This window comes from Streptomyces sp. NBC_00726 (assembly GCF_045161735.1).
GTDB lineage: Bacteria > Actinomycetota > Actinomycetes > Streptomycetales > Streptomycetaceae > Streptomyces.
This window is the reverse complement of the sequence record NZ_CP108983.1, coordinates 478260-490287: the sequence shown is the minus strand read 5'-3', so window position 1 is coordinate 490287 and position 12028 is coordinate 478260. Positions and strand designations below refer to the sequence as shown.

At 71.8% G+C, this 12028-nt stretch carries 7 protein-coding genes; 2 read left to right on the top strand and 5 right to left on the bottom strand.

The features are described 5' to 3' along the window. Window positions 1-31: 31 nt before the first annotated feature. Window positions 32-916 (bottom strand): acyl-CoA thioesterase, encoded by an 885-nt coding sequence (locus OG338_RS02025; RefSeq protein ID WP_405935671.1) that lies wholly within the window; start codon window positions 914-916, stop codon window positions 32-34. A gap of 17 nt (window positions 917-933) precedes the next feature. After that, the gene (locus OG338_RS02020; RefSeq protein WP_405935670.1) at window positions 934-3447 is read right to left on the bottom strand and encodes a DEAD/DEAH box helicase; all 2514 of its coding nucleotides are present in this window, start codon (window positions 3445-3447) and stop codon (window positions 934-936) included. 170 nt (window positions 3448-3617) lie between these two features. Between OG338_RS02020 and OG338_RS02015 the strand changes: the two genes are divergently transcribed. Continuing rightward, entirely contained in the window at window positions 3618-4409 is a 792-nt protein-coding gene (locus OG338_RS02015) for a metal-dependent hydrolase (protein WP_405935669.1), read from the top strand. An 82-nt stretch (window positions 4410-4491) separates the two neighbouring features. Here OG338_RS02015 and OG338_RS02010 read toward each other — a convergent pair whose 3' ends face one another. Together OG338_RS02010 and OG338_RS02005 are read right to left on the bottom strand one after the other, a co-directional pair. Beyond that, window positions 4492-6288 (bottom strand): ABC transporter ATP-binding protein, encoded by a 1797-nt coding sequence (locus OG338_RS02010; protein WP_405935668.1) that lies wholly within the window; start codon window positions 6286-6288, stop codon window positions 4492-4494. 14 nt (window positions 6289-6302) lie between these two features. Further along, window positions 6303-8084 (bottom strand): ABC transporter transmembrane domain-containing protein, encoded by a 1782-nt coding sequence (locus tag OG338_RS02005; RefSeq protein ID WP_405935667.1) that lies wholly within the window; start codon window positions 8082-8084, stop codon window positions 6303-6305. Window positions 8085-8341: 257 nt separating this feature from the next. Between OG338_RS02005 and OG338_RS02000 the strand changes: the two genes are divergently transcribed. Next, window positions 8342-9061, top strand: coding sequence for a L,D-transpeptidase family protein (locus OG338_RS02000; protein WP_405940291.1), 720 nt, complete (start codon window positions 8342-8344; stop codon window positions 9059-9061). Window positions 9062-9071: 10 nt separating this feature from the next. On the opposite strand, the gene OG338_RS01995 is transcribed toward OG338_RS02000, so the two are convergent. Further along, window positions 9072-12005 (bottom strand): FAD-binding and (Fe-S)-binding domain-containing protein, encoded by a 2934-nt coding sequence (locus tag OG338_RS01995; protein ID WP_405935666.1) that lies wholly within the window; start codon window positions 12003-12005, stop codon window positions 9072-9074. Window positions 12006-12028: the final 23 nt, after the last annotated feature.

The window sequence follows — 12028 nt, the reverse complement described above, 5'->3', positions numbered from 1 at the left end:
GGCTAGGGCGTGTCCGCCTGTCGCTGAGCCGTTACGCGGACGGCGCGTCGCCCAGCCGCCGGAACAGGCCCTCCTGGACCACCGACACCAGCAGATTCCCCGCCCGGTCGTAGATCCGGCCGCGTGCCAGGCCCCGGCCGCCCGTCGCGACCGGCGACTCCTGGTCGTACAGGAACCACTCGTCCGCCCGGAACGGCCGGTGGAACCACATCGCGTGGTCCAGCGACGCCATGTCGAAGCCGCGCGGCCCCCACAGCGGCTCCACCGGGATACGGACCGCGTCCAGCAACGTCATGTCGCTCGCGTACGTCAACGCGCAGGTGTGCACCAGCGGGTCGTCGCCCAGCGGGCCCACCGCGCGCATCCACACCGCGCTGCGCGGGTCCGCGTCCTCGACCTCCTCGCGTGTCCAGCGCAGCCGGTCCACGTAACGGATGTCGAACGGCTGGCGCCGCGCCATCCGTTCCAGGGCCTCCGGCAGAGCGCCCAGGTGCTCGCGCACCTCCTCGGCGACCGTCGGCAGCTCCTCCGGGTCCGGCACCACCCGGGCCGGCGGCAGCTGGTGCTCGAAGCCGGCCTCCTCCGGGCGGTGGAACGACGCCGTCAGGTTGAAGATCGTCCGGCCCTGCTGGACGGCCGTCACCCGGCGGGTGGTGAACGACCTGCCGTCCCGGACGCGCTCCACGTCGTACACGATCGGCACCCCGGGCCGCCCCGGCCGCAGGAAGTACGCGTGCAGCGAGTGCACCGGCCGGTCCCCGTCCGTGGTGCGGCCCGCCGCCACCAGCGCCTGCCCCGCGACCTGGCCGCCGAAGACCCGCTGAAGGGACTCGTCCGGGCTCCGGCCCCGGAAGATGTTGACCTCGATCCGCTCCAGGTCGAGCAGGTCGACCAGGCGCTCGGCGGGGTTCGTCATGCCGTTCTTCTCCGCTCTCACAACTGGCCCACGGACGTGACCCGCACGACCGCCCGGCCCTCCTCGTCCGACGCGGCGAGATCGACCTCCGCGCTGATGCCCCAGTCGTGGTCGCCGTTCGGATCGGCGAACGTCTGACGGACCCGCCACACCCCGTGCGCCGCGTCCTCCTCGATCCTCAGCAGCTTCGGACCGCGCGCGTCCGGACCGGTGCCCAGCTCCTCGTACTCGTCCCAGTACGCGTCCATCGCCTCGCCCCACGCGTCCTCGTCCCAGCCCGCGGCCGCGTCCAGCTCGCCCAGATCACGGACCCGGTCCAGCGCGGCCAGCTCCACCCGGCGGAACATCGCGTTGCGCACCAGCACCCGGAACGCGCGGGCGTTCGCCGTGACCGGCTTGACCTCGTCCGCCCGCTCCTGCGCCTGCTCGGCGGTCTCCACCTCGGGGTTGGCCAGCTGCTCCCACTCGTCCAGCAGACTGGAGTCGACCTGCCGGACCATCTCGCCCAGCCAGGCGATCAGATCCTCCAGGTCCTCGGACTTCAGATCGTCCGGAATGGTGTGCTCCAGCGCCTTGTACGCACTCGCCAGATACCGCAGCACGATGCCCTCGGTCCGCGCCAGCTCGTAGTTCGACGTGAACTCCGTGAACGTCATGGCCCGTTCGTACATGTCACGGATCACCGACTTCGGCGACACCGGATGGTCGCCCACCCACGGGTGGCTGCGCCGGTAGACGTCGTACGCGTGCCACAGCAGCTCGCTCAGCGGCTTCGGGTACGTCACCTCCTGGAGCAGCTCCATCCGCTCCTCGTACTCGATGCCGTCGGCCTTCATCTGCCCGACCGCCTCACCGCGCGCCTTGTTCTGCTGCGCGGCCAGGATCTGACGCGGATCGTCCAGCGTCGATTCCACCACCGAGACCATGTCCAGGGCGTACGAAGGCGACTCCTGGTCCAGCAGGTCGAACGCGGCCAGCGCGAACGTGGACAGCGGCTGGTTCAGCGCGAAGTCCTGCTGGAGGTCGACGGTCAGCCGCACGATGCGGCCCTCCGCGTCCGGCACGTCCAGCTGCTCCACCACACCGCCGTCCAGCAGCGAACGGTAGATCGCGATGGCCCGGCGGATGTGCCGCAGCTGCGCCCGGCGCGGCTCGTGGTTGTCCTCCAGCAGATGCCGCATCGCCTCGAAGGCGTTGCCCGGCCGCGCGATCACCGAGAGCAGCATCGTGTGCGTCACCCGGAAACGCGAGGTCAGCGGCTCCGGATCGGACTGGATCAGCTTGTCGAAGGTGGTCTCCGACCAGGCCACGAAGCCCTCGGGGGCCTTCTTGCGGACGACCTTCCGCTTCTTCTTCGGGTCGTCACCCGCCTTCTTGACCGCCTTCTCGTTCTCGATGACGTGCTCCGGGGCCTGGGCCACGACGAACCCCGCCGTGTCGAAGCCCGCCCGCCCGGCCCGGCCGGCGATCTGGTGGAACTCCCGCGCCCGCAGCGTCCGCACCCGGGTGCCGTCGTACTTGGTGAGCGCGGTGAACAGCACCGTGCGGATCGGTACGTTGACGCCGACGCCCAGCGTGTCCGTACCGCAGATCACCTTCAGCAGACCCGCCTGCGCCAGCTTCTCCACCAGCCTGCGGTACTTGGGCAGCATGCCCGCGTGGTGCACCCCGATCCCGTGGCGCACGTACCGCGAGAGGTTCTGGCCGAACTTGGTGGTGAAGCGGAAGTTGCCGATGAGATCGGCGATCTTCTCCTTCTCCTCCTTGGTGCACATGTTGATGCTCATCAGCGACTGCGCCCGCTCCACCGCCGCCGCCTGCGTGAAGTGCACGATGTACACCGGCGACTGCCGGGTCTCCAGCAGCTCCGTCAGCGTCTCGGTGATCGGCGTCAGCCGGTACTCGTAACTCAGCGGGACCGGACGGGTCGCCGAACGGACCACGGAGGTCGGGCGGCCGGTGCGCCGCGTCAGGTCCTCCTCGAACATCCGGACGTCGCCGAGCGTCGCCGACATCAGGACGAACTGCGCCTGCGGCAGCTCCAGGATCGGGATCTGCCACGCCCAGCCCCGGTCCTGCTCCGCGTAGAAGTGGAACTCGTCCATCACGACCTGGCCGATGTCCGCGTACTTCCCGTCCCGCAGCGCGATCGAGGCCAGCACCTCGGCGGTGCAGCAGATCACCGGGGCGTCGGCGTTGACCGAGGCGTCCCCGGTGAGCATGCCGACGTTCTCCGTGCCGAACAGCTTGCACAGGTCGAAGAACTTCTCCGAGACCAGCGCCTTGATCGGCGCGGTGTAGAAGGTGACCTTGTCCTGGGCCAGCGCCGTGAAGTGCGCACCCGCCGCGACCAGGCTCTTCCCGGACCCGGTCGGCGTCGAGAGGATCACGTTGGCCCCCGACACCACCTCGATCAGCGCCTCCTCCTGAGCCGGGTAGAGGGTGATCCCCTGCGTCTCGGTCCAGGACGAGAAAGCCTCGAAGAGAGCGTCGGGATCGTCGGTCGGTGGCAGCTGATCGATAAGGGTCACGCCCCCATCTTGCCTGTCTTCCACCCCGATGAGGGAACCGGACGACGGCCCGAAGATCACGGACGATACGCTTCCCTCTCAACTCGGCCACACCGCAACGGCGGTGGCCGGAATCCCGCGCCCGGCCACCGCCCGGCGCACTCGGCGACACCTACGGGGGCTCGGCAGTCATGATGGGACCGGCACACTCTCTGTCGGGGGCGGCGGCCTGGCTGGGGGTGGGCGCCGCGGCGGCGGCCGCCGGCCACACCATGCCGTGGCCCGTCCTCGCCGTCGGGGCGCTGATCAGCGCGGGCGCCGCGCTCGCCCCCGACCTCGACCACAAGTCCGCGACCATCTCGCGCGCCTTCGGGCCCCTCTCACGCGGGGTGTGCGAGATCGTCGACAAGCTCTCGCACGCCGTCTACAAGGCCACCAAGCTGCGCGGCGACTCCAACCGCAACGGCGGCCACCGCACCCTCACCCACACCTGGGCCTGGGCCGTCCTGATCGGCGCGGGCGCCTCCGCCGTCGCGTACACCGGCGGGCGCTGGGGCGTCCTCGCGATCCTCTTCGTCCACCTGGTCCTCGCCGTCGAAGGACTGCTGTGGCGGGCCGCCCGCGTCTCCAGCGACGTCCTGGTGTGGCTGCTCGGCGCGACCAGCGCCTGGATTCTGGCCGGTGTCCTCGACAAGCCGGGCAATGGCGCCGACTGGCTGTTCACGGACCCCGGTCAGGAATACCTCTGGCTCGGCCTGCCGATCGTGCTCGGCGCCCTCGTCCACGACATCGGCGACGCGCTGACCGTCTCGGGCTGCCCGATCCTGTGGCCGATCCCGCTGGGCCGCAAGCGCTGGTACCCGATCGGCCCGCCCAAGGCCATGCGCTTCAAGGCCGGCAGCTGGGTGGAGATCAAGGTGCTGATGCCGGTCTTCATGATCCTCGGAGGCGTGGGCGCGGCGGCGGCGATGAACGTCATCTGAGCCGTCCGGGGGCCGAGTCCGGGCACCGGATCCGGGGGCCGGCGCACCGGCCCCCGGACGCCATGTCGGCCCCCGGGCCATGTCACCCGTGCCAGGAGCGCCAGAGCGCCGCATACGCCCCATCCGCCGCCACCAGCTCGTCATGGCTGCCCAGCTCCGTGATCCGGCCCTCCTCGACCACGGCGATCACGTCCGCGTCGTGCGCGGTGTGCAGCCGGTGCGCGATCGCCACCACCGTGCGGCCCTCCAGCACCCGGGCGAGCGACCGCTCCAGGTTGCGGGCCGCCCGGGGATCGAGCAGCGACGTCGCCTCGTCCAGGACCAGCGTGTGCGGATCGGCCAGCACCAGCCGGGCGAGCGCGATCTGCTGGGCCTGCGCCGGGGTGATCACCAGACCCCCCGAACCGACCTCCGCGTCGAGCCCCTGGTCCAGCGCCCGCGCCCAGCCGTCGGCGTCGACCGCGGCGAGCGACGCCCACAGCTCCGCGTCCTCGGCGTCCGTACGGGCCAGCCGCAGGTTGTCCCGCAGCGAGCCGACGAACACATGGTGCTCCTGGTTGACCAGCGCCACGTGCGACCGCACCCGCTCCGTCGCCATCCGCGACAGCTCGGCCCCGCCCAGGGTGATGTCACCGGTCCGGGGCGCGTAGATTCCAGCCAGCAGCCGCCCCAGCGTCGACTTGCCCGCCCCCGACGGGCCGACCAGCGCCAGCCGTGTACCCGGCGCGACGTCCAGCGACACCCGGTGCAGCACATCGACCCCGTCCACGTACCCGAAGCGCACCTCGTCGGCCCGCACGTCCCGGCCGTCCGGGGCGACCGCGGTGTCGCCGGCGTCCGGCTCGATCTCCCGGACGCCCACCAGCCGCGCCAGCGACACCTGCGCCACCTGCAACTCGTCGTACCAGCGCAGGATCAGACCGATCGGGTCCACCATCATCTGCGCGAGCAGCGCCCCCGTGGTGAGCTGACCGACGCTCATCCACCCCTCGATGACGAACCAGCCGCCCAGCAGCAGGACCGCGCCGAGGATCGTCGCGTACGTCATGTTGACGACCGGGAACAGCACCGTCCGCAGGAACAGCGTGTACCGCTCCCACGCCGTCCACTGCTTGACGCGAAGGTCCGACAGCGCGACCCGGCGCGCCCCCAGCCGGTGCACCTCCACGGTCCGCCCCGCGTCCACGGTCTCCGCCAGGGCCGCGGCGACCGCCGCGTAACCGGCGGCCTCCGAGCGGTACGCCGCCGGGGCCCGGCGGAAGTACCAGCGGCAGCCGATGAGCAGCACGGGAAGCGCCACGACCACCGCGAGGGCCAGCGGGGGAGCGGTGACGGTGAGGGCGGCGACCAGCAGGCCCACCCACACCACGCCGATCGTCAGCTGCGGGACGGCCTCGCGCATGGCGTTGGCCAGCCGGTCGATGTCCGTGGTGATCCGGGACAGCAGATCACCCGTACCGGCCCGCTCCAGCACCCCCGGAGGCAGCCGCACCGAGCGGACGAGGAAGTCCTCGCGGAGGTCGGCGAGCATCTCCTCGCCCAGCATGGCGCTGCGCAGCCGCATCATCCGGGTGGCCACCGTCTGCACCACGAGCGCGCACGCGAACACCGCGGCGGTGCGCTCCAGATGCAGGTCGCGGACCCCGCCGGACAGGTCCTCCACGAGCCCGCCCAGCAGATACGGGCCCACGATGGAGGAGATCACCGCGAACGTGTTGAGCAGGGTCACCACGAGGAACGGCCTGCGGTGGCGCCGCATCAGCTCCAGGACATAGGCCCGTACGGTCGCGGGCCGGCCGACCGGCAGGGTGGTGGCGCTCTCGGGGGCCGCCGGGTCGTAGGCGGGGGGTACGTGGGCCGGTGGGGCGACGCCGGTCATTGCTGCCTGTCCTTTCATGCCCGTTCCTCTACTTCCTGGTGCGCGGCTTCCGGCTCGCGGGTGACTACGGCGCGGTAGCGGTCCTCGGTCCGCATCAGCTCGCGGTGCGTGCCGACCGCCACCACCGTGCCGCCGTGCACCAGCGCCACCCGGTCGGCCAGGTCCAGGAGCAGGGGCGACGAGGAGAACACGACGGTCGTACGGTCCGTACGCAGCGCCTTGACGCCCGCCGCGACACGGGCCTCGGTGTGCGAGTCGACCGCCGATGTGGGCTCGTCCAGGACGAGCGTGTCCGGGTCGGTGAGCAGCGACCGGGCCAGGGCGAGCCGCTGGCGCTGGCCGCCGGACAGGGACCGGCCGCGTTCGGTGATCCGGGTGTCCAGCGGCTCGCGGTCCGGCTCGGGGGACGCCTGCGCCAGCGCGGCCAGCACGTCGTCGCACTGCGCGGCGGACAGCGCGGCCGCGGCCGCCACCTGCCCGGACGACGGCACGTCCAGCAGTTCGCGCAGGGTGCCCGAGAGCAGCACCGGGTCCTTGTCCTGGACGAGCACGGCGGTCCGTGCCGCGTCCGGTTCCAGCTCGTCCAGCGGCACCCCGCCCAGCAGGACGGAGGGCGGTTCGGGGGCGTCGGTGTCCGGTGCCTCGGGCTGGGCGTGGCCGCCGAGCCGTTCCGCCAGCCGGCCCGCCTCGTCGGGGTCGCCGCAGACGACCGCGGTGAACCGGCCCTGCGGGGCCAGCAGCCCGGTGAGCGGGTCGTACAGGTCGCCGGACGGGACGGTGCCGACGGTGGCCGGGCGGGTGTTCCGGCTCAGCGACAGCACACGTACGGCGCGCTGCGCGGAGGGGCGGGAGAAGGAGTACGCCATGGCGATCTCCTCGAAGTGCCGCAGCGGGAACAGGGTCAGGGTCGCCGCGCTGTACACCGTCACCAGCTGGCCCACCTCGATCCTGCCGTCCCGGGCCAGCGAGGCCCCGTACACCACCAGGGCGAGCAGCAGGAGGCCGGGCAGCAGGACCTGGACCGCCGAGATCAGCGACCACATCCGGGCGCTGTGCACGGCGGCCTCGCGGACCTCCTGCGAGGCGCGCCGGTAGCGGTCCAGGAACAGCTCCTCGCCGCCGATGCCGCGCAGCACGCGCAGCCCGGCCACGGTGTCCGAGGCGAGTTCGGTGGCCCGGCCGCCCTTCTCGCGCTGCACATCCGCCCGCCGGGTGGCGCGCGGCAGCAACGGCAGGACGGACAGGGCCAGGAACGGCATGGCGATGGCCACCAGCACGCCCAGCGACGGGAGGTAGAGGGCGAGTCCCACGCTGATGACGACGAGGACCGTGGCGGCGGCCAGGAAGCGTGAGAGCGCTTCCACGAACCAGCCGATCTTTTCGACGTCACCGGTTGATACGGCCACCACTTCGCCCGCCGCGACCCGGCGCGTCAGCAGCGAGCCCAGCTCGGCGGTCTTACGGGACAGCAGCTGCTGGATGCGGGCGGCGGCGGTGATCCAGTTGGTGACGGCGGACCGGTGGAGCATCGCGTCGCCCACCGCGGTCAGCACGCCCAGCAGCGCGGTCAGCGCACCGGCCAGCGCGAGCCTGCCGCCGGACCGGTCCACGACCGCCTGGACGGCGAGCCCCACGGTCAGCGGGTATCCCGCGATCGAGCACTGGTGCACCAGCCCCCAGAACAAGGACTTGAGCTGTCCGCGGATCTGATTGCGGCCGAGCCACAGCAGAAGGCGGGGGCCTGAACGGACGTCGGGATCGCCGGGGTCCGAGTACGGAAGATCGCGAATGTGCATGACATCCCAAGGGATCGGAAGAAACCGGGCCCGCGATGCGCCGCGGAAGCGCGTCGGGGCAGCGCCGAGTCGCCTGCGGGATGCGCAGACGGGGAACCGGACCGCGCAAGCCTCGCCTGTCACCGGGATCGCGGCAAACGGTTTTATGGGGTGCGGGTAAAGATTCGGCACGCTTTCGCCGGGGCCGCCCGGGGTGGACAACGGCGTACATCGCCAGGTGCGAGCATGGACGGATGCGTATAGCCGGTGCGGTTCGGATGGTGGCCTCGGCGGCCGCCTGTGGTGTCCTGCTCACGACCCTGACGTCCTGCGGTGACGGAGGGGACTCGAAGAAGGGCGCCGCCACCGAGCGGCCGGCCGCCGGGAAGAGCAGCACGAAGGCGCCCGTCAAGGATCTGAAGCGCATCCCCGATGTGGGTGACCGGCTCCAGTCGCAGATCCCGGCCGAATCCCGCCAGGTCGTCGCCGTCTACGGCCAGGGCAAGGACTCGGCGGACTCCACCGTCGTGCTCTACACCAAGTCCGGCTCCACCTGGGACAAGGCCGCCTCCTGGAAGGGCCACAACGGCAAGAAGGGCTGGACGCCCGACCACCACGAGAACGACAACCGCAGCCCCGTCGGCGTCTACACCCTCAGCGACGCGGCCGGTGTCCTGCCCGACCCGGGCGCCCGCCTCCCGTACACGCAGACCGCCTCGATCCAGGCCCCGCACTACTGGGCCAAGTCGCACTGGCACGACTTCGACTACGTCATCGCCATCGACTACAACCGGGTCAAGGGCACCCCGCCCAACGACCCGACGCGCCCGCAGGGCCAGACCAAGGGCGGCAGCATCTGGCTGCACATGGACCACGGCAGCGGCACCTCGGCATGCGTGAGCGTGTCCAAGGAGGCCATGGAGCAGCTGCTGCGCACCCTGGACCCCAAGCAGCACCCGGTCATCGTCATGGGCGACCGGGCCGGCCTCCGCGCCTGACGCGCACCGCTCAGGCGGGACCCGGGCGGGTCGCCCACTCCAGCTCCATCAGGGCGGAGTGGTACGAGCGGCCCGTCGCCCGGTCCATGCCGATCTCGCACATCCGGTTGGCCGAGAGATACGCCTCGTAATCCCGGGACCGCACCGCGGTGGCCTCCTTGGCGGTCGCGGACGCCGTCAGCTCCTGGTGCAGCATCCCGCGGTCGCCCGCGAAACCGCAGCACGCGGCGTCGTCGGGGACCACGGCCTCGTCCGCGCAGGCGTCGGCGACCGCGCGGAGCCGGTCCACATCGTCCAGATGCTCCATGGAACAGGTCGGGTGCAGCACGGCCGAACGGGCCTTCCGCAGCACCGTCAGCTCCGGCAGCAGCTCGTCCGCCGCCCAGACCAGGGAGTCGACCACGGTCAGCTCGCGGTGCAGCGCCCGGTTGTCCTCGGTGAGATACGGGACCACCTCATGGGCGATGCCCAGCGTGCACGAGGAGGCGTCGACCACCAGCGGCAGCTTTCCCCCGGCCGTCCAGCCCCAGGCCGCTTCCACGATCCGGTTGGCCATCACGGCGTTGCCGGAGTCGTAGCCCTTGGAGTGCCAGATGGTGGCGCAGCAGGTGCCGTTGACGTCGTCCGGGATCCAGACGGGTTTTCCCGCCCGGGCCGACACGGCGACCATGGCCTGCGGCAGCGACGGGCCGCGATGGCTGTCCGGGCTGCCGAAGATGCGGTTGACACAGGCCGGGTAGTAGACGGCGCTCGCCCCGGTCCTGGAGGTGCGCGGCAGCTTGCGGGATGCGGCGCCGGGGATCTCCGGAAGCCACTCGGGGACCAGATCGGGGCTGACCGCCCGGCGGGCGAGCCGGGTGACGCCTTGCAGCAGCCGGTCGTCGATCCGGCTCGCCGCGGCGACCGCGAGCCGCGCCGCCGTCTCCGCCGTACGGAAGTGGCGGGCGGCGAGCGCGGCGATTCGCTCCTCGCGCGGGGAGTGCCGCTGGTGGCGGAAGTTCTTCATCATGGCGCCCGTGTCGATGCCGACGGGGCAGGCCAGCTTGCAGGTGGAGTCGCCGGCGCAGGTGTCCACGGCGTCGTAGCCGTAGGCGTCGACCAGGCCCGTCTCGACGGGCGAACCGTCGGGCTGGCGCATCATCTCGCGGCGCAGCACGATCCGCTGGCGTGGTGAGGTCGTCAGGTCGTGGCTGGGGCAGGTCGGTTCGCAGAAGCCGCACTCGATGCAGGGGTCGGCGATGGCCTCGACCTTCGGGATGGTCTTCAGCCCGCGCAGATGGGCCTTCGGGTCGCGGTCGAGGACGATCCGCGGCGCCAGCACCCCGTCGGGGTCGATGACCTGCTTCGTACGCCACATCAGTTCGGTGGCCCGCGGGCCCCATTCCAGTTCGAGGAAGGGGGCGATGTTGCGGCCCGTCGCGTGCTCCGCCTTGAGTGATCCGTCGAACCGCTCGACCGTCAGCTTGCAGAAGTCCGCCATGAAGGCGGCGTACCGGTCGACGTCGGACGGCCGGGCCGCGTCGAACGCCAGCAGGAAGTGCAGGTTGCCGTGGGCGGCGTGACCGGCGACGGCGGCGTCGAAGCCGTGCTCGGCCTGGAGCGCGAGCAGCGCCTCGCAGGCGTCGGCCAGCCGCGACGGCGGGACCGCGAAGTCCTCGGTGATCAGTGTCGTACCCGAGGGGCGGGAGCCGCCGACCGCGGTGACGAACGCCTTGCGGGCCTTCCAGTAGCCGGAGATGGTGCGGGCGTCCCGGGTGAACTCGTTGGTCACCGAGGTGACGGGCCGGACCAGCTCAAGGCCGCGCACCACATCGGCCGCAGCCCGCTCGTAAGCCTCTTGGCCCGGCTCGTCCGGGGCCCGGAACTCCACCAGCAGCGCGGTGGTCTCCTTCGGCAGCCCGGCCCAGTCGGCGGGGACCCCCCGCACGCTGACCGAGGCGCGCAGGGTGTTGCCGTCCATCAGCTCGACCGCGATGGCCCCCGCCTCGTTGAACAGCGGGACGGCGGCGGCCGCTGCGGTCAGCGAGGGGAAGAACAGCAGCGCCGTGGAGATCCGGCGGTCCAGCGGCAGGGTGTCGAAGACGACCTCGGAGATGAAGCCGAACGTCCCCTCGGAGCCGACCATGAGGCCGCGCAGGATCTGCACCGGGGTCGAGCCGTCCAGGAACGCGTCCAGCCGGTAGCCGTTGGTGTTCTTGATCTCGTACTTGGCGCGGATACGGGCGGTGAGCGCCGGGTCCGCCCCGATCTCCGCCTTCAGCGCCAGCAGCCCTTCGCACAGGCGCGGCTCGGCCCGGGCCAGATCCTCGTCGGCCGCCGGGTCGGCGGTGTCCACGACGGTGCCGCTCGGCAGCACGAAGGTGAGCGAGGAGACGGTCCGGTACGAATTGCGGGTGGTGCCCGCGGTCATCCCCGAGGCGTTGTTGGCGACGACCCCGCCGATCGTGCACGCGATGGCGCTGGCCGGGTCCGGGCCCAGCAGCCTGCCGTACCGGGCGAGGGCGGCGTTGGCCCGGACGACCGTCGTGCCCGGGCGGATACGGGCGCGGGCGCCGTCGTCCAGGACCTCGACGCCCGCCCAGTTCCGCCGGACGTCGACCAGGATGTCCTCGCCCTGGGCCTGGCCGTTGAGGCTGGTGCCGGCGGCACGGAAGACCACGTTGCGGCCCTTGCCGTGCGCGTACGACAGGATCGCCGAGATGTCGTCCAGGTCCTCCGGGACGACGACCACCTGGGGCACGAAGCGGTACGGGCTGGCGTCCGAGGCGTACTTCACCAGGTCGGAGACCTTCCAGAGCACCTTTTCCGCGCCGAGCAGCGCGGTCAGCTCGGTGCGCAGCGTCTCCGGGGTGCCCTGCGCCCGCGCGTCGGGGACACGGTCGTGGAAGGGCGGGCGCACCGCCGTGGGGCGCAGCGTGTCGGGGTCCGGCTCCAGCAGCGGCATGGTGGTTCTCCTCGGCGGTTCGT